A 19,418-nucleotide genomic window follows, 5' to 3' on the forward strand; every position below is an offset into this window, starting at 1 on the left:
TTTATTACATACTTCAATCTTATTAGAGAGAACATAGCAGATCCTGAATTTACATAAAGAGAAGGAGCACAAGGATAGTGGTGAAAAAAATAGTTTTTCTACCCCATTGGTTCAGAAGCTTGTTAAAACAGAACAAATTACATTTATGTGTATTGCTTCTCTTACTCATCATTATTGGTGCTTGTGAAACACTCACTCCAATTATTATTCAAAGATTTATAGACAATGCTACAACCAGCGCAGAGGTTTTGCAGCTTTTCCAGTTAGCCATTAGTTTTTTGGTCATTACTTTTTTTAACTATGTATTAAAATTACTAAATGCTTATTACTCTAATAGAGTAACCTGGAACATTTGCGAAGAAATTCGTATTACATGCCTTAATAGAATGAAACATTACGACAAAGCTTTTGAACAAAAATACGGTGTTGGCAAAATAATGGATTACCTCTCAACAGACATTTCAGAAATTAATTATTTTATTACCAGAACATTATTGCCCACAATTATAGATGCGGTAACTATGCTTGCGATTGTGATCGTAGTTGTTAATGAAAGCTTAGTTCTAGGCCTGTTCTTTATCACTTACTTTAGTTTTGCAGCCTTTGTTATTTATAAAACACAAAATAAAAAAAGCAATGTGTTAGGCAAAGAGAGAGCTGTTGAATCTGAGATTTCAAGCCTAATCAATGAAATTGTATTAGCAAGAAAAGAAATCAAGGTCATGAAAGGAGTTAACGCTTTTACATCGAAGCTCGCGTCTTCTATGGACGAATTATTTCCTTACAAATTAGCTTCGCAAAAGTATATTTATACGATTTGGATTATTTCTCTATTTTTCATTTCATTAACCAATGTATTAGCTTTGGGATTAGGTGGGACACTCTACTTCTTTGGGGTTATTTCTCTAGGTACCGTATATTTGGTGTACAACTACAGTCAACAACTGAAGCAACCTCTTGAGACCATCCAGTATCATATCAATAATTATCTACTAGTAAAGCAAGCTATGAGTAGGTTGACTGATATTTTGGAGTATCAAAGCAGTGTAGCTCAAGGGAATCAACATTTGCCTGATGGATTAGTAAGTGTAACTGTGAAGCAGTTAAGGTTTTCCTACGAAGACGACAAGTCCGTACTAGAAGATATTAACTTCACTCTTGAGGCTGGTGAATCTCTGGGTATTATCGGTGTCTCTGGCAGCGGGAAAAGTACGCTAAGTTTGTTGCTAACTAAGCAACTACCTTGTCCTAATCATAGTGTGTATATCTCTGGCGTTGATATCAATGAATTAAGTTTGACAGAGATCCAAAGACATATTTGTCTGATGAGTATTAACGATAAGTTATTTGAAGGTTCATTAAAAGATAATCTCACTTTATTTGATGATGGGATCTCAGATCACCAGGTACTGCACTTCATAGAAAAGTATCAATTCAAGCAAATAAGCCCTTATTTTAAGCCGTTTGAGCAAAATGAATTGCTACACAAAAAAATAGATTTACAGGAATTATCAGTAGGCGAAAAACAGTTAATTTATCTTTTTAGGTTGGTTTTCAAACCAAAAAAACTAATCATCTTCGATGAGGCGTTATCTAATATTGATAAGAAAATCGAATATTATTTCTTTGATATTCTGAAGGAAATCAGTGAGAATACAACTTTAATTATGATTTCACATAACGTTGAGCGGCTGAGAAATTGCAACAATATCATTGTTATGGAAAAAGGGAAGGTCATTGGGAACGATAAAGCACACACTGTATTAGATAGACTTGATAGACAACGGTATGGTTTGCATTTGTCAGGGGGAGAAGCATGAGTAGTACAAAGGATTCTATTAATAAGTCGCTTCTTTTAATCACGCCTAAGCAATACACAATTACTTTTATATTGGGTTAGTTAGCAGTCTGATTCCTCTATTACTCGGTTGGGTTATCAAAATTGTATTTGACCAATTAAATAATAATCATTTCAAGTCTTTGTCATTACTATTATTAGGCATTTTACTTCTCATTGTGCTTCAAAATTTCTTATTCTACCGACTGGGCTTACTTGAAACCAAGATTCGTTTTCGAGCAAGCAAAACTATGGTGGTCTCTTTCATCAATAGAATTTTACTTAACGAAAATAAAGCAGATGTGACTGCCTCAACCGCATTAACAATAACTAATAGCGATTTCAAATTAGTTGAATACAAGTTATGCAGCATACTTGAATTGGTAAATAAAATCATATTTTTTATCGTAGCTTTAATGATCATGTGGACGATTAATTGGAGATTAACATTGTATTCGATCCTTCCGCTTGTCTTGTTTAATATCGGCATTTATTTTGTCAGAAACAAATGGAAAGATAAGTTTGCAGATAATCGTACGGCCGCTCTTAACTATCAACAATTTGTACATGACGTTATGTCCAATAGGGATACGTATAAGTATCTGGATCAAGAGAATTTACTGAGTAATCGATTGAAATGGTTGGGTAAGAAAAGTTTATCCACCCAGTTGAAACAAACTCTGTTCTCCTTCTCTATTACTACAGGGGTTACATTTGTTAATTACCTAAGTATCTTTGTCGTCTTAATGCTGTCTATTCGTTATCTAAAAAGTGGCGAGCTCTCCATTGGTGACCTTACACTCTTTATTAGTTATATTGGCTTTGGGTTTGCTTATCTAGACTTATTTGCAGCCGTACTGAATTCACATAAACAAACCGAGCATATTGTGAATAAAGTTGATCATTTGGTTGAAAACAGTAACCTAGGTACCTTTGTCAAACTAAACGTCGGTTATCAAGACAACACAATAGAGCACCATTCACATTTAATTCTTAGAAACTTTGCAATGAATCGTAATCATGAACCCCTCCCCAATTTAGTTATCCCAAAAGGTTCTTTAGTCGTCATCTCTGGAGAAACTGGGATGGGGAAATCCACATTCATCAATGCTCTCTTAGGCTTCTCATCATATAGCGGTCAAATCATTGTGGATGGGACAATTGTGGACAATTTATCAGAGTATCAAATAGGGGTCGTACCTCAACGTTATAATTTATTCAATCTACCTCTAATCGATAACATTACTCTTCTTAAAAATGCGGATCAGGCTCAACCAGCACTTCATATGGCCAACATAAAAACAGATCGTATTTTCAACATTTCTGATGAACAATATTTGGGAGTCTCAGGTAATATGCTTTCAGAAGGCCAAAGACAGCGAGTGGCCATCGCCAGAGCTGTTCATCATGGTAAGGATTTTCTCATGCTGGACGATGCATTCAGTTATCTTGATAAAAACAATAGATATGAAATTTTCGAAAAGATAAGAAATACGAAAGCGACCAAATTTATTATCTCGAATGATATGAATTTCAAAAGTAAGGCAGATATTCTTCTTGAAGTACATGAGAGGAATATTGTATTGGTAGAAGACCTAAATTAGGCTGTAATGACGTCATGAATCAGGTTTGTACGTGCACCGATAATAATCAATACCCATAAGTTGGACACCTCTTTGTTAAACGGGTTCAACCTATGGGTATCTTTGTGCACGGAAATCATCCCATCATATAGAAAAGAATTTGGAGTTCTATTTCAAAAAAACTTCAAACGATTAAACTGATTCACCTGATTCAGAAATTCTTGAATAAAGGCTTCGCTGGCTACCGTTTGCTTCTTACGAGAATGTAGCCAGAACAACTGCACTTCTGGATCCTCCTTCACAGGAATCGGGATGATCTGACCGGTCTTGACGTATGGATCGGTTTTCAGAGATACATCCAGATAGAAACAGGTTGCAATCCCTTCAGCAATGACCAATTTGGCTGCTTCAGTACGATTGGAGAGGAACAACTCCTTGGGCGTTCCGTATCTCTTCAACTCTTTTCGCATATGCTCGGACGAAGCAACTACTGGATATTGCACGATATCATGAAAGGACACCTTATCCTTGGAGGCCAGCGGTGAGCTCGCACCAACACATGCCAGTATTTTGCATACCATGAATGGGTGCGCATGAAGGTTTTTGAACTCATAATCGCCAGGAATACCAACTAATCCAATATCCAGCTTTCCCTGAATGACCCCCTCTTCAATCTCTCCCGAATGCCCTTCATGAATAACCAAATCTACATTGGGATACTTGGTTTTAACCGCAGACAAAGTCTTAGGCAGAAAACTCGTGCAGATTCCAGAGATCGCCCCAATGGTGAGCGTGCCCTCAACCAATGAGCCATGATTACGCGAGGTGTTCTTCAAAATTTCCACCTGATTCATAATCTCCTGAGCTTGTTCAATAATGCTGCGGCCGATCTCGGTTGTTTCCGTACCAGCTCTGGTGCGGTGAAAAATAACGGCATCCAGTTCCTTCTCAAGCGAAGAAATAGCATAGCTGATGTTCGGCTGAGAGACGTGTAGCTTATCGGCAGCTACCGTGATGGAACCGCAATTAGCAACCTCAATGATGTATTTTAATTGTTCCAGACGCACGGGCACCCCTCCAAGTGTGATAAATGTCACTTATGCAAGCATAGATATTTCGTATTTTACATCATACTGCTTTATATGTGTTAATAAGATTAACTTTTTAACCAACTAAACTCATCGGAGAAATGAAGGTGATGCTCGTGTCATTAACGGGAGCCCTGGACATCCAGAATGTCAGCAAATCGTATATTCACGAAGGACAACCCAAGCTTGTCCTATCTCATATCAACGTCCATGTTGAACCTGGTGAATTCATCACGGTCATTGGACCAAGTGGCTGTGGCAAAAGCACACTGCTCAAAATTGTAGCTGGCCTGGAATCTAGTGATACCGGAACATTGCTGCTAAGCGGAGAACCAATCACAGGACCGAGCCAGAATAAAGGCGTTATCTTTCAGGAACATCGGCTGTTTCCCTGGCAAACTGTAGAACAGAATATTGCTGCTGATCTATCTCTCAACAAAGCGGATGTACGGCAAAAGGTGAATGCCATGATTGAACTGGTTCGCCTCCAAGGCTTCGAAAGAGCCTACCCTAAGCAGATTTCAGGTGGAATGGCTCAACGTGTAGCGATAGCCCGAACACTGTTACGTAATCCGCAGGTTCTATTGCTAGATGAGCCGTTCGGTGCACTGGATGCCTTTACTCGAACACACATGCAGGAGGCATTGCTTGATATCTGGCAACTCAATCAGACCACAATGCTGCTCGTCACACATGATATCGATGAAGCCGTATTCCTATCCAACCGCATTGTGGTTATGGATGCACAGCCTGGAAGAATCAAGCATATTTTGCCCGTCGATCTGCCCTATCCTAGAAATCGACTTAGCTCCTCATTTCAAGAGCTACGCACCTTGGTGCTGAGAGCACTTGAGCATAATCCGGGCAACAGTAAGGAGGCTAGCTGGGAGATATGAATACCAACAAGTCATCGCGCAAACAGGTTATTCTGTTCCGCAGCATCGTTCTACCTGTACTCATTCTGGCCTTCTGGCAACTGTCTTCCCAACTGGGCTGGGTATCGGAACACCTCTTTCCCTCACCCTGGTCCATTGCTAAGGACTTTGTGGACTTACTCTTATCCGGAGAACTGCTGCACCATCTAAGAGTTAGTATTGTTCGCGCCGCACTAGGCTTTCTGATTGGAGGATCACTTGGTCTGGGACTTGGGCTATTCGTTGGATTATTCCGACGCGCTGAGGAGTATCTTGACCCGACGATCCAAATGCTACGGACGGTTCCACTGCTTGCCATCACACCACTGTTTATTCTGTGGTTTGGCTTCGGTGAACTATCCAAAGTGCTGCTGATTGCAATGGGGCCTTCTTCCCGCTCTATGTAAATACGTTTCTCGGTGTTCGTAATGTAGATTCCAAATTATTCGATGTTGCGAAAGTGCTGGAGTTCAACCGGTACAGTCAGATTACCAAGCTGGTTCTGCCTTCTGCTCTTCCGCAGGTGTTGTTAGGACTTCGCCTTTCCCTTAGTACCGCATGGTTATGTCTTGTTGTAGCCGAGTTAATGGGGGCGGATGAAGGTGTCGGTTACCTCATTCAAGATGCAAGATCCTTCATGAGGACAGGCGTGGTCTTTGTAGGCATATTCATATTCGCAGCGGTCGGCAAGCTAACCGACTCTCTCGTTCGTCTGCTGGAAAGCAGACTACTAGGCTGGAGAGACAGCTACAAAGGCTGATCAAGCTCAGTAATTCTCATATCGTCATTCGTTAATACAACTTGAATCCAAAGTTATAACTGCACTATCAAACGAACAAACTTAATCTTCTGATCAAAGGTGGTTACTTTATGACATCCCATGTACAGCCATTTCAATTTCCTAAACGTGTCCCAGATGCCCCTCCCGTTGGGGCGGCACAAGCTTCAACTCGTTCAGACGTCATTCCGCTTTCCTATGGTACCCCTTCCTCAGAAGCTTTTCCTTATGCTGAGCTGCAAGCTGCAGCCACGGCAGCTATCCTTCAGGAAGGGCAAGATGCGCTTCAATACGCTGGCTCTCTTGGCCCTACCCGCGTTCAACAATGGATTACTGAACGTGCTGCTCTACGCTCGATCCATGCCGGGCAGGGACAGGTTCTCGTTACCTATGGCTCCCAGCAGGCCATTGATTTCGCAGCCAGAGCATTGCTTGAGCCGGGCGATCATGTTTGGGTAGAAGCCCCGACCTATTTCGGTGCAGTCAGCACCTTCAAGACAGCCGAGGCTGTCATCACCTCCTTCCCACTGGATGAAGACGGAATTCAAGTGGATCAGGTAGAAGCTGCTCTGCAAGAAGCAGTACAACAGGGGAAGCCATTGCCTAAATTACTCTACTGCATGCCCAACTTCCATAACCCGGGAGGTGTGAGCTTGTCCATTGAGCGTCGGGAGCACTTGGCTCGACTAGCATATGAATACAATTTCTTCATTCTTGAGGATGACGCATATGCTGAACTCGTGTACGAAGGGCAACACCTGCCAACGATCTACAGCTTTGGCCCGGAACGGGTTATCTATCTAAGCTCCTTCTCCAAAATCATCGCACCAGGTATACGGTTGGGCTGGGCCATCGGCTCCCCCACGGTTATTCGTCACATGAATTCATTTTTCCAAGGAAGCAAGGCCAGCGTCTTCTCCCAAGAGATCGTTGCCCAATTGTTCAACCACCTGCCCTTCAATGAACATCTCGATCAACTGATTACACGTTACCGTGCCAGTCGCGATGTCATGGTCACGACACTACGCGAGCAATTCGGTGATGAAGTGCAATTCCAGGTCCCAGACGGAGGCTTCTTCATTTGGTTGACCTTTCCGACGAATGTACGCACATCGGAATTCGTAAAGAATGCCGCAGACCTGGGTGTCAGCTTCCTGCCAGGCAGTCAGTTCTTCGTCACACCTGAAGGCGAGCAGCACGCAAGACTTTCCTTCAGTTACTGCAACGCAGAAGATATCCAACAAGGCGTAATCCGGTTTGCTGAAGCTTATCGGAATTACAAGAATCGTACACAACAACATTATTAATGAAAACGGAAGTGAAACTGATGGCAAAACGGACAAGACAGATGAGACTAGGCGCTTTTCTATTTGATTACGGGCATCACTATGCGGCATGGCGGCACCCTGAATCGACAACTTCAAAGGCGATTGATCTGGAATTCTATCGCCAATCGGCCCAGGTAGCTGAACAAGGTAAATTCGACATGGTATTTCTCGCGGATAGCGGTTCTCTGCCCAGCATTGCCGATCTAGAGTCTAATGTTAGCTTCATCTATCCGGAAGCTGTTACTTTACTGGGGGCATTAGCCAGTGTAACTGGTAAAATCGGACTGGCTGGAACGGCTTCTACCACCTTCAATGAGCCTTATAGTCTGGCAAGGAGATTCGCAACACTGGATCATCTGAGCAATGGACGAGCTGGCTGGAATGTCGTGACCTCCACCAAGGAAAGCGAGGCACGAAACTTTAATGCTGACCATCTGCCAGAACACAGGCAACGTTATGAACGAGCTTCTGAATTCCTTGAAGTGGTCAAGGGTCTGTGGGACTGTTGGCAGGACGATGCCGTTGTAATGGAGCGAGAACAAGGGCGCTACGCAGACCCGGATCGTGTTCATCGACTAAACCACACCGGTTCCCATTTCCGAGTGGATGGGCCACTGAACATGCCGCGTTCCCCTCAAGGCAGACCTGTCATCATTGAAGCAGGCACCTCCCCTGCTGGACAACAGCTCGCTGCCAAAACAGCAGATGTTGTATTTACGGCTTGTGATAACAAGGAAGAGGCGATCACCTTCTACCAGCAACTGAAGAGCCAGCTTCCAGTGCACGGACGACATGCCGATGAAATTAAGGTGATGCCTGGTCTTATGGCGTTTATTGGCGCTACGGAGGAAGAGGCACTTGAGAAGGAACGGCAGTTTAATGAATTGGTTCAGCCTACTGTAGGTGCAAGTTATTTATCTAAACTGCTCAATTATGACCTCTCCAACCATCCTATAGATGGGCCATTACCTGATATCCCCAAGCAGGGCAGTACCAGCAGAGCTGTGATGATTATTGAGCGAGCGCAGCAATCCAAGATGACCATTCGGGAGCTCGGCATGCATTATTCCGTAGCAAGAGGGCATCTGACCATTACGGGCACACCGGAGCAGGTTGCAAGCGTGATGGAGGAATGGTTTACCAGCGGAGCATGTGATGGTTTCAACATTATGCAACCACTATTGCCCCAAGGGCTGGAGGATTTCGTGAACCAGGTTGTGCCTTTATTGCAAGAGAAGGGTCTATTCCGCTCGGAGTATACAGGCAGCACGCTAAGGGAACATTTAGGACTTACGCGCCCCACCGGTCGCCAAACGTAACGACCTGACAAGCAGGACAAGCTTTTGACATACACCCTATAAAAAGTTGTTCAAAAAAAGTCCCTTTTTGAACACGTACTATAACAACAGGAGGAACAACAATGAGAATATGGAACAAAAGAGGCCTCATCAGTCTTACTCTAATTATGATGCTCGTTATTTTATCCGCTTGCGGGAATGCTGCCAGTAATTCAAACCAGAACCAGACCGAGAGTACCACTTCCGAGAGCACATCTGGGACTTCCCAATCAAACGCTTCATCCAATGCAGATAAGTACAAAGATGTAACGGTGAATATTGATGCCAGCCAAATCGGGCCACTGTTAATCGCTAAGGAAAAGGGATTCTTTGAAGAAGAATTCGGAAAATATGGCGCATCGGTTGCATATCAAACACTGCAAAGCTCTTCTCAATTTCTTGAAGCCATCGCTTCAGACCGTCTGGATTTCGTTCGCATCGGTTATATCGGTACAATCACCGGACAAGCCGCCAAAGTGGGCTTCACTTCCATTAGTGAAGGAAGTAACGGCGGCGGCGATGGGATCATCGTTCCAAAAGATAGTGCCATCCAATCTATTGCAGATCTAAAAGGCAAAAAAGTAGGCGTAACGAAAGGAAGCAGTTCTTGGGGTCTGTTGCTTCGTGCACTCCAAAGCGCTGGACTGAGTGCTTCCGACGTGGAGCAGATTAATCTACAGCCAGATGAAGCACAGCCTGCATTCCAGAGCGGAAAAATTGATGCATGGGTCATCTGGGAGCCCTTCCGCAGTTCACAGATTAATACTCAGGGTGCAAAACTCATCGCTGAAGGCAAAAGCATCAATGCGTTCAATCCAGCCTACAACATTGTCCGCACCAAGTTCGCTGAGCAATATCCGGAGCTGGTTGTAGCTTATCTGAAGGCATACGAACGCGCACTTGAATGGCAAAATAGCCATTTGGATGAAGCCATCACCTTGCTGGCTGGTCTGAAGAATCTGGACGAAGAGACGGTGCGTGTCTCATTGGAAAACAATGTAGCCACCAACAATCCCATCTCGGACGAAGCTACCAAAAATCAGCAAGAAGTAGCCGATATTCTGTATGATCTGGGAGAACTGAAAGAAAAACTAGATGTGTCCCAGGTCGTCGACAATACGTTCATCGAGCAAGCTCTGGCAAAATAATACGCTGTATATTTCTGTAGGTTACATGAGTCCATTTTTAACTTATATAGCCGAATATAACAGGGACTCCCAACCTACTCACGTATCCTACGAAGGATCGCTGTCCGCAGCATATCTTACAAAGATCATGCTCATAAGAACTAAACAAGCTACCTCGCCATGAACTGCGGGGTAGCTTGTTTGCTGATCAGCATATGATTGAAGCTTAATAACTTGTCTTCAGCCAATTATCCTTGGACCAGGTGAGCTTGCCTGCACCTGCGCCGTTCGAGGCCGTGAGACGTGCATTCAGTGTGGAAGGATCATCTACCTGATAACTGTATGGAAGAGCTGAGAAGCCGTTCCAGGAGAATGGTTTCACTACAGCTGGAATTGGCGCGAGTGGACTGTCAGAAGTATCACTGCCGCCACGGAACGAGCTTCCATCCAGCGAATAGATCGTATCCGTTACACGGATTTTGCCCGTATACGTTGCATCTGCTGGATTAGTTTGATTATTACGAACCGGGAACTGTACATCCTTGATTACCGATTTCTCAACGAGAACGGCTCCGCTCTCTGTCGAGATGGCACCATTGCTGATGATATCAAATTTATATCCTTTAGATGCAATGGCAGTTGCCATGGCAGACGTAATTTTGGCTTTGGCAGCCCGCGCTGCTGTGGCATCCATGACAATGTTATAGGCATGTGCATTGCCTCCGCGCAGACGCGGCATCCGATCCTGAATATCCTTGTACAAATTATGATGCAGCGTCATGGACAGATTGGCGTTCGCGGATTCAAGGCTCGTTGAACCAACCAGATGTCCCTTTTTCTGTGGTCCGGAGACGGCGATAATGTCCGCTTTACTGAGACCCACCGCACTGCTGCGCAGGTAGTTGTACATCGGATAGGAAGCTTTATTGGCTTCCAGCTCATTGATCTGCTGCGTAACCCAACTGTTTGCGCTGCCGCCATCGCCCTTGAAGGTAGACCAGGAGATGGTCACGCCGCTGGTTCCTTTTTTCGAATCAACGAGTCCGTCATAGGCTTTATTGAATGTACAGTGATCAATCCACACACCGCTGCTCTCCTCCAGGGTGATGTAATCCCAGTCGTTCTTATCGTAGTCACCCTTGGTGGATTCATCCCACTCCCAGAGCTCGTCAAATTCGAGGTTACGGATAATGACGTTGGAGCTTCGTTTCACGCTAATGGCAGCATGTTTGATCTTGGAACCGTTGGCGGAGAAAATAGTGAGTCCGTTAAAACCGTCAATCGTAAGCTTACTTACGCCAGTCTGTTTCAATACAGGGTGCGTTAAGGCATCATTGTGTTTGGCAAAAGGTGACGTCTGTGCTGCACTCGGAATCTCGTTCCACCCTAAATTCAGATCATTCATAATCTCTACCACTTTGACGCCGGAGTTCTTCTTCAGCGCTAGCGCAAGGTCAGTCGCATTGTATACCTTCTTATACGTGGACGTGTTCGACTCACTGATGATACCACCGCCCGTGTTACCTTGGGAGAATCCCGTGAGATTGTAGTCTGCATTCCCCGCTGCCTGCACACTCGCAGGACCCGACATTAGTGTGAGCCCCAACGTTACAGCCAAGGCTGCACTGCACCAGCTTCTTAATTTTGTTTTCATCCCATTCATTCCTCCCATTTCATAATTGATAAGGCTCGTCCCTCGCTGCCATACCGTGTCATGAAGGACATGTCCTCACTGTATATTTTGAAAGCGATTACAACAATAATCCTAATCTCACATCCATGTGGAAAAACCAAATGTGGTAAGAGGTTACACTGTAATCAACTATGAATCGTATGGGTTTAACTTGGTTTCAGGATGACTACATTTCCGATATATATAGTTAAGTCCTATTTCCTGTGATAAAGTGAGAGAGCAGCAGGCAATTCCACATTGTGGATAGAGTGTATTAATAGGACAAACAGCCGCTGACTTATCTATAAGAGGTTGTTCAAAAAGTCCGCTTTTGATTACGAAGGATGCCCTGAGGCATCTCAGCATCGAATATGGGATTCAGCCGAAATGTCCGTTGCTCACGTAGCTCCATCTACGCTCCGCTACTCCATTTCTAGCTTCATCCCATCTTCTCGGTACTGAAAACCACCCTTTTTGAACACGCACTATAAGTTACATAAAATGGAGTGAAGCAGATGAAGTTTAGAAAGATGCTCTTGTTATCGTTTATTTCTATTTTTATTTTTGGCAATTTGGGTCTTCACAGCGCAATTGTGCACGCTGCTGATTCCCTTGAATTCCGGGAGCACGATGATTTAATCAATATTCTAAAAGATGGTGATGGAGAAAACCGCGTCTTCGGATTTACAACGAAGAACAAGTTGACCGCATCTAATACCACATTGCGCTTATATGTCAATGCGATAGAAGTGGACTCCAAGGACTATGTTGTGGATTATGCCAACTATAGTATCACCTTGAATAAAGCTCCCGACAGAGGCGCCGAGATTCATATTAAATACGGCATTATTCCGGGATTTGAGTGGGGAGAGGGTGGCAATATTGGTGTTGCCTTGCCTGAGGGAGATGGCTCCACACGGAATTTTCCAGTGTCGTTAAACTACACGCTAAATTCAACCAAACAGATCAGTCTGTCCATTGACCAAACGAAGGTAGCCACGTCCCGATTTACCTTCAACGCCACAACGAATACCGTAACCTTATCCGAAAAACAGCAGGTCCCGCACTCCGGTGCCAAAGTCTATTTCTATATCCCTAAGGCTTCTATTTCCAGTAAACCCTCTTCTTCTGAAGAAGTGATTGAGAGTCCAGTCTCAAGCGGCGCTGTAGACCCGCCCCCTGATCCAGCATCGGGTAGCCCTTCGGTAACGAGTCCGAGTCCAACTCCAAACAAACCATCGGAGTCTCTTATTCAAATTCCAACAGGAGAGAGCTATCCCGGCAGTATTACGATCAGATCAGGCAATACCATTACCATTAAACTGTCTGAATCAGCTTCCGTTTCCGGTTACACCTCCTATTTGATGGTGAAGAATGCAAGCGGACAGGTTGTTAGGCAAATAAAGATTGAGCCAGGAAAGACCTCCAGTTTCTCACTAAGAAAGCTGGGGCTTCCGACAGGCGGATATTATTTTTACCTGAAATCGGCCAATCAGTCAGTCGAATTGTCAGCTTCTATTCCTCAATTCGTTACAATCAACCATAAGCCTACGAATATTCAGGTGTTTATTGAAGGTGAGAAGCAGGTTTACAAGCAACCCCGACCAATTTCAAGGGGAATATACTCGTGCCTCTTCGAGGAATCTTCGAATCATTGGGAGCCAATGTTACATGGAACAGTTCCACTCAAACGGTTACGGCAATAAGAGAAGGCAGGACTATCGTGCTGACGATTGGCTCTAAAATTGCCTACATTAACGGTGTCGCTGTAACCTTAAGTGCAAAACCACAGATCATTAACGGCGTAACCATGGTGCCACTACGGTTCGTCAGTGAAGCATTCGGCGGAGAAGTAGAGTGGCACGGAGAAGCGGGTTCGGTTACCATTTTTCTAAATAAGCCATCCATTCCTACATCTGCTGAAAGCGAAAAACCCGCTACGGAAGCAACAAAAACAACAGAATCTGGGTATTCAAGTACCTCGCCTATTTTAAATAACATATCGAAGGGAATTAATACTCCCTCTGATATTATATTTGTTATAGACGTGACGGGCAGTATGGGTGAAGTGATCGACTACATCAAAGAAACGGTCAAGAGCTTCGTTGATTCCGTACCTGCCGGTTCGAATTTTGCGGTTATTTCCTATCGGGACGTTAACATTTACAGAAATGGCGATTACAATTTGAAGTCCTTTGATTTTACCCAGGATAAAGATAAGTTAAAGGGGTATTTGAATACATTGGTGGCTTCTGGCGGAGGAGATATAAAAGAATCTGGACTGGAGGCTATTAACTTAGCTACTAATAAGCTCTCGAAGTTCAGCAGCGACAACGCCAAACGGATTATATTCATTACCGATGCCCCTGTCCATGATTCACCCCCATTGTCTTCCTTTAGCATTAAAGGAATAGCTGATAAACTGAAAGCAGACGAGATCGTATTTGATGCCATCGCCCCATCATACGGTGATGCCTACAGACAGATTATCCAACTCGTTAAAAGTACCCCTGGCGGAGCTCTATACGATATCAAAGATGCTTCGGTACTCTCGCTGAACAAGTGATACGTTAGCTGTGCAATCTCTCCTATCCATAAATGAAAAGAAATCCCGGACATGATGTGTCGGGATTTCTTTTTATTCGCGGTTATGGTAGCGCACAAATATGCCAGAAAAGGCATTGGCGAGTTTTTTTGATTCTACCATGTTGCATCACTACAAGTTATCGCTTAATAGAACGTGTCCAGAAGCCACCGTGGAATTGTTTGGGCTCCACTGTAATAACGAAAGCTTTGGGGTCTAACCCGAGAATCGTCTGGTAGAGCAGCTTTTGGTTTTTGCGTTTCGCCAAAATCTCCATAACCAGCCTGTCCCCATCACGACCACTGCCTACCCATGCGGTAACACCATATCCTTTGTCCCGCAGAGAATTGGCAACATTGCCGTCCATCTGATTACAGATCACCTTCACCGTAACATAGCCAAGCGCAATCTTCTCCTCAATCCAAGCACCTAGTAACACACCAAGTCCATATCCCACTGCATAAACAATGAGTGCAACCGTCTGATCCAGGTAGCTCAGCACCAGGTTCAATCCGAGTACATAGATCACAATCTCTCCCGTACTGATTAGTGCGGCGATATATTTCTGTCCCTTAAGTGTCAATATCATACGCAGCGTGTACGCCGATACGTAGACAATTTGAATCAGGAAAATAAAAACGAGTATTTTAAACAATTTGCATCCCTCTTTCCTAGGGCATGTCTGAAAACTCCGAAGGACACAGACTTTGCCGAATTTTCGTGCCAAGTTAGGAAGTTTTCCGCAGGCGTGCCGGGGCACGTCAAGGGAAACTGACGCAGCATGGGGCGAAAAAGCGGTGAAAGATGTACTTCAGCGAGTTTGGAGACAAGTCCTAATAATCAGACCTGTTACTGCCAGCCTAAGTTCCTGATACTCCGTTTGCTCTCAGACTAACCATGTATTATTAATTCTTATCTTCATCATTGGACGTTGTAGTGTGTTTTTAAACGGTCTACTTACAATCTGTATGGTGCCAGAACTGCCATTATAGAATTGTTCGCTGTGATTATCAACCCGGCAACAGACCTAGGGGCGAAAGGCTCTATCACTGAATATGCTGAAGCATCAGTAATCGCCGAACACCATGGGACACACCATGCGAACAATCGATACCCATCAACGATAAATCAAAGGGGGAGCATCCATGCAGCTATGGCAGGAGATGGAGCAGGAAGGGATGGAAGAACTCCTATTTTGTCACGACCCAAGTAGCGGGCTGAAAGCAGTGGTCGCGATTCATAGTACGGCTCTCGGGCCAGCGCTCGGAGGATGCCGCTGCTGGACATATGCCTCAGAAGAGGATGCAATCCGCGATGCCATCCAGCTTGCTAGAGGTATGACCTATAAATCAGCCGTTTCCGGTCTGCCTTATGGCGGCGGGAAAGCCGTTGTATGGAATATCCCTACGGAGTGGAAGGTGAGCACTTCCCCTGTACAGCCTAAATCCCAAGCTAGTTCTTCTTACCCCATGAAGAATGTCGCGGATTCCAATTCCGATTCCGATCAACTTACTACTCCCAACAACAACACAGGGCGAGCCCATATCTTTCGAGCACTTGGACGTTTTCTTGAACGGCTGAACGGTCGCTATATTACCGGTCTTGATCTAGGCACCACGTCCACTGACATGGATCAGATCCGATTAGAGACGGCCTATGTGACCGATATGACCGGCTCACTGGGCGCGCAGGATGACTTCACCGCCGAGATGACCGCTTACGGTGTGTACACCGGCATCGTAACCTCGCTAAGTCATCAAGGCATCGCCACATTGCAGGGCATTCCCATTGCTGTCCAGGGACTGGGCAAGGTTGGGTATGCCCTGTGCCGTCACCTGCATGGAGCCGGGGCACGGCTCATCGTGGCAGACGTTGTACCGGAGCGTGTACAACGTGCCCTTCTGCAGTTCAGCGGCGCCACCTCGGCCGATCCGGCCCATATTCACGCCGCTGACTGCAAGGTGTTCGCCCCTGTGCCCTAGGGGGCGTGTTAACCCGGCAACGGTGGAGGAGCTGCGCTGCTCCATCGTTGCCGGGGCGGCCAATAACCAGCTTAGCCAGCGGCAACTGGTTATTGGCCGGATGCAGGCGCGCGGCATCCTGTACGCGCCTGACTATGTGCTGAATGCCGGAGGCATCATCAGCACTGCCTACGAGCTGGAAGGCGCACAGCCGGATATGATCCGCCAGAAGGTGGCGAGCATTGCGGATACGCTCTCCGCCGTATACCGTGACGCAGCAACAAGTGGGATATCCACTGTTGAGGCAGCAGATCAACTGGCTGAAGCCAGACTAAACAGCACAACACCTCATTCATGATCGAAGTGAGTGAAGCACCAGTCACGGCGCCTTGTTTTATATTAAAGGTGAGCGAAGTTTTCAGACTCCGTTCACGTATGCCATCCCTCTTCTGTTGTAGCTTTCTCTAGCAAGAGCAGTACATCTTAAGAAAGCTCCACAACGTTGAGCTCATAAATGCTGACTCATGTATTCTGTGTGTGGCGGGTGCCGCTGATAAGTATTACTTGTCGTACTAAACAAAAGAAGCCAAGCGGATTCGAACAATCCCTCCTTGGCTTCTCTTTCTTTACGACTTTTATCTTAATGAGCTGTCACTTTACGAGCACCTTTCACCGGATATAACAGCGTCCAGAGCATCGCATTTGCTATAACGAGCAACGCAATGTATATCCAGATTCCCGCCGGTAAGGATTGAACGTAGAAGTGTATCCCCGCAAACAAACCCAGCACTGGCAAAGCCAGCAACACAAGCCATCCATCGCTTTGCTGTGCCATACTGAACGACTCCGAGAACGGAGGTTTACGCAATAACAGTTTGCTAGTTAACGGAATGAGCGCTGTACCTGTCAGCAGGATGATCACAATGTCCGGTACAATTCGCAGGCCAAACGCCCAGAGGAACACAACCGCATTGATCATAAAGACTGGCATAAACATATTGCACAGAAAGGCTTTTAACGTCCCACTGTAGAGCACATGATCATTGGCAAGTGGAGCGGCACGGAACGTCCAGAATGCCTTGTAATGCCCTGAATATTTCAGCATCATCACCACAGTTACTACGACAAACAACATAATGTATAAGGTATAGAAGAGTGCACTTTCCCGCAATTCAGCCCATGAGGAATCCTGCATAAACGTAAACCAAAATATATATGGCAATACGAGAGACAAGCCAATGCTAGGATACACTTTAAGCTTGAACTCACGCTCGTTACGCATCATGTTGGCAGACAATCGGAAGCAGGCCTGCTCCTCCCGTGTACGACAGAACATTCTAGCCATGATTCGATCCAAACCTCCACGTCTGCGGCCTGAGGTCTGACCGGCGTGAGCCATTTTCTCCAGATACAATTCAAAGGATGGCATAAGCTTCACATAGATCATTAGACTGATGATTGGAACAACAACAGCTAGCGCCGAGAAGACATACAGCCATGAGTTTCCACCCCCGCCGAAGACCCACTCGAACACAGCCGCATACCACATCGGAGGAAGGAATAACTGCCACCAAGCCGGAGTAAATACCATGTTGAAATCAATGATGCTAAAGGAACGAATGACCAGTTGATACCCTACGGCAATGCCGACAGATAATAGAATCTGCACCATGTTGATCATATCCTTCAGCTTCTCGCCGTCCAAGAACTTCATCATGAACAGATAGACCAGCGAGGTCGTCACCAGAATTAGCATATTGATCAGAATAAGCGCCACGGCAAATAGTAGAAAGAATCCGATCCCATAACGAACGAGCGTTGCCACCAGTGGAAGAATAGATAATGATCCTGTTAATAACAAAAGATAGATTCCGGCGTGAATGGCACGAGCCATGCCGATGGTGCGGGCATTGACCGGCTTAGTCATGATGATATTCCGATCCCGGATATCCAGCAGTACAGAAGAGAAATCGGAAACCATAGACGTCATAATCATAAACATCAACATCGCCGTAACAATACTCATCTGCAGCATGTAGTGCCCCGTATCCCAGACAATAAAAGGCACCATGATTAGTCCCATCAAGACATATAACCATAATGAGCGAAGGTATAGATTCCCCTCTTTTTGTTTCTTGTTCCCATAATTATTCGACAAAACCGTAGGAACTCGGCGCTGATCCATCTGGAACTTCACTCGCAAAATAAGCCGCAATACATCGTAATCCGCCCCGGTTCGCTCAATCACATGCCGGAAACGATCCAGAACCTTGAGCGAGCGGAAATCGGAGGATTCCGCCATCTCAATGCACCTCCTGTACGATTGAGACAAACCGCTCTGCAATCGCCTTATGCTCATTGAAGCCAGTAAGTTGATTGAATACTTCCTCCAGTGACCCCTCCATCGACTGTTGCTGCAATTGCTGGAACGTGCCATCTGCCATCACGCGGCCTTCCGCAATGAGCACAATGCGACTACTGATTTTCTCAACGACATCCATAATGTGTGATGAATAGAAGATGGTCGTCCCTTTTGCCGATAATTGGGACAAAATCTCCTTCACCACCATCACACTATTCGCATCAAGTCCGCTAAGCGGTTCATCGAGGAATAACAGATCCGGATCATGCAATAATGCCGAAATAAGCAGCACCTTCTGACGCATCCCTTTGGAGAATGAGGCAATACGAGCATTGTACGATTGGGCTAGACCGAAACACTCCATTAACTGCTTTGCTTTGTAATCGGCATCTTCATAGGACAACCCATACAGCTCTCCTGTAAAAGTTAGATATTCTGCTGGCGTAAGCTGTTCATATAACTCGGCAACTTCTGGGACATATCCAATTCTACGTTTATACTCCACACCACTATCTTCGATATCTTTGCCAAAAATACGCACCGTGCCCACATAACCTTCGACCAGACCGAGCAAAATCTTAACGGTTGTACTTTTGCCTGCACCATTTGGACCTATGTATCCAATCATCTCGCCACGCTTCACTTCAAGGTCAATCCCGTTCAATACATATCGTCCATCATATCTCATTCGTAAGCCTTCAATGGATAGCACTTGTTCTTCTCTCATCTTGTTACTCGCTCCCATCTTGATTAGTATCATCTATATCATTCGTTTCTACAATTCTACTAGTTTACCACAGTTTGGATTATGGCACAGATGCGCAAGAAATCCACCGTAAATTAACAC

At 45.1% G+C, this 19,418-nt stretch carries 15 protein-coding genes and 1 pseudogene; 11 read left to right on the plus strand and 5 right to left on the minus strand.

Annotated elements, in window-relative coordinates; all coding sequences use genetic code 11:
* Nucleotides 1-77: 77 nt before the first annotated feature.
* Together DMB88_RS28630 and DMB88_RS28635 are read left to right on the plus strand one after the other, a co-directional pair.
* A complete protein-coding gene (locus tag DMB88_RS28630; RefSeq protein WP_128104010.1) occupies nt 78-1,820 on the plus strand; it encodes an ABC transporter ATP-binding protein in 1,743 nt (580 codons plus the stop codon).
* A gap of 70 nt (nt 1,821-1,890) precedes the next feature.
* On the plus strand, nt 1,891-3,441 hold the full coding sequence (locus DMB88_RS28635) for an ATP-binding cassette domain-containing protein (protein WP_368028382.1): 1,551 nt from the start codon (nt 1,891-1,893) through the stop codon (nt 3,439-3,441).
* 152 nt (nt 3,442-3,593) lie between these two features.
* On the opposite strand, the gene DMB88_RS28640 is transcribed toward DMB88_RS28635, so the two are convergent.
* Nucleotides 3,594-4,487: a LysR family transcriptional regulator gene (locus DMB88_RS28640; protein WP_128104012.1), complete on the minus strand. Its 894-nt coding sequence runs from the start codon at nt 4,485-4,487 to the stop codon at nt 3,594-3,596.
* Nucleotides 4,488-4,618: 131 nt separating this feature from the next.
* Here DMB88_RS28640 and DMB88_RS28645 point away from each other — a divergent pair, with 131 nt between their 5' ends.
* The 5 genes and pseudogenes from DMB88_RS28645 to DMB88_RS28665 all read left to right on the plus strand — a co-directional run bounded on the left by DMB88_RS28645 (nt 4,619) and on the right by DMB88_RS28665 (nt 10,013).
* Nucleotides 4,619-5,404 carry an ABC transporter ATP-binding protein gene (locus tag DMB88_RS28645; RefSeq protein WP_128104013.1) on the plus strand — a complete coding sequence of 262 codons (786 nt, stop codon included), beginning with the start codon at nt 4,619-4,621 and terminating at the stop codon, nt 5,402-5,404.
* A pseudogene (locus tag DMB88_RS28650) lies at nt 5,401-6,182 on the plus strand (ABC transporter permease). The gene DMB88_RS28645 and the pseudogene DMB88_RS28650 overlap by 4 nt, the downstream one beginning before the upstream one ends.
* Before the next feature lie 110 nt (nt 6,183-6,292).
* A complete protein-coding gene (locus DMB88_RS28655) occupies nt 6,293-7,507 on the plus strand; it encodes an aminotransferase-like domain-containing protein (protein WP_128104014.1) in 1,215 nt (404 codons plus the stop codon).
* Nucleotides 7,508-7,527: 20 nt separating this feature from the next.
* Entirely contained in the window at nt 7,528-8,847 is a 1,320-nt protein-coding gene (locus tag DMB88_RS28660) for an LLM class flavin-dependent oxidoreductase (RefSeq protein WP_128104015.1), read from the plus strand.
* 101 nt (nt 8,848-8,948) lie between these two features.
* On the plus strand, nt 8,949-10,013 hold the full coding sequence (locus DMB88_RS28665; RefSeq protein WP_128104016.1) for an aliphatic sulfonate ABC transporter substrate-binding protein: 1,065 nt from the start codon (nt 8,949-8,951) through the stop codon (nt 10,011-10,013).
* Between the two features lie 205 nt (nt 10,014-10,218).
* Here the strand turns inward: DMB88_RS28665 and DMB88_RS28670 are convergent, their stop codons facing one another.
* Nucleotides 10,219-11,646, minus strand: a complete 1,428-nt coding sequence (locus tag DMB88_RS28670) for a pectate lyase family protein (protein ID WP_128104017.1) — start codon at nt 11,644-11,646, stop codon at nt 10,219-10,221.
* Between the two features lie 533 nt (nt 11,647-12,179).
* On the opposite strand from DMB88_RS28670, the gene DMB88_RS28675 reads away from it, so the two are divergent.
* Both DMB88_RS28675 and DMB88_RS28680 read left to right on the plus strand, forming a co-directional pair.
* Nucleotides 12,180-13,370: a hypothetical protein gene (locus DMB88_RS28675; RefSeq protein WP_128104018.1), complete on the plus strand. Its 1,191-nt coding sequence runs from the start codon at nt 12,180-12,182 to the stop codon at nt 13,368-13,370.
* On the plus strand, nt 13,292-14,230 hold the full coding sequence (locus DMB88_RS28680) for a stalk domain-containing protein (protein WP_164848814.1): 939 nt from the start codon (nt 13,292-13,294) through the stop codon (nt 14,228-14,230). The genes DMB88_RS28675 and DMB88_RS28680 overlap by 79 nt, the downstream gene beginning before the upstream one ends.
* A gap of 157 nt (nt 14,231-14,387) precedes the next feature.
* On the opposite strand, the gene DMB88_RS28685 is transcribed toward DMB88_RS28680, so the two are convergent.
* Complete coding sequence (locus DMB88_RS28685) at nt 14,388-14,903, minus strand: DUF2179 domain-containing protein (RefSeq protein ID WP_090903135.1); 516 nt, start codon at nt 14,901-14,903, stop codon at nt 14,388-14,390.
* A 490-nt stretch (nt 14,904-15,393) separates the two neighbouring features.
* Between DMB88_RS28685 and DMB88_RS32250 the strand changes: the two genes are divergently transcribed.
* On the plus strand, nt 15,394-16,230 hold the full coding sequence (locus DMB88_RS32250) for a Glu/Leu/Phe/Val dehydrogenase dimerization domain-containing protein (protein WP_128104020.1): 837 nt from the start codon (nt 15,394-15,396) through the stop codon (nt 16,228-16,230).
* A gap of 100 nt (nt 16,231-16,330) precedes the next feature.
* A complete protein-coding gene (locus DMB88_RS28695; RefSeq protein WP_128104021.1) occupies nt 16,331-16,567 on the plus strand; it encodes a Rossmann-fold NAD(P)-binding domain-containing protein in 237 nt (78 codons plus the stop codon).
* A 282-nt stretch (nt 16,568-16,849) separates the two neighbouring features.
* On the opposite strand, the gene DMB88_RS28700 is transcribed toward DMB88_RS28695, so the two are convergent.
* Both DMB88_RS28700 and DMB88_RS28705 read right to left on the minus strand, forming a co-directional pair.
* Nucleotides 16,850-18,511 (minus strand): hypothetical protein, encoded by a 1,662-nt coding sequence (locus DMB88_RS28700; RefSeq protein ID WP_128104022.1) that lies wholly within the window; start codon nt 18,509-18,511, stop codon nt 16,850-16,852.
* 1 nt (nt 18,512) lies between these two features.
* Nucleotides 18,513-19,298 carry an ABC transporter ATP-binding protein gene (locus DMB88_RS28705; protein ID WP_128104023.1) on the minus strand — a complete coding sequence of 262 codons (786 nt, stop codon included), beginning with the start codon at nt 19,296-19,298 and terminating at the stop codon, nt 18,513-18,515.
* Between the last annotated feature and the right edge of the window lie 120 nt (nt 19,299-19,418).

It is taken from the genome of Paenibacillus sp. DCT19 (assembly GCF_003268635.1).
GTDB lineage: Bacteria > Bacillota > Bacilli > Paenibacillales > Paenibacillaceae > Paenibacillus.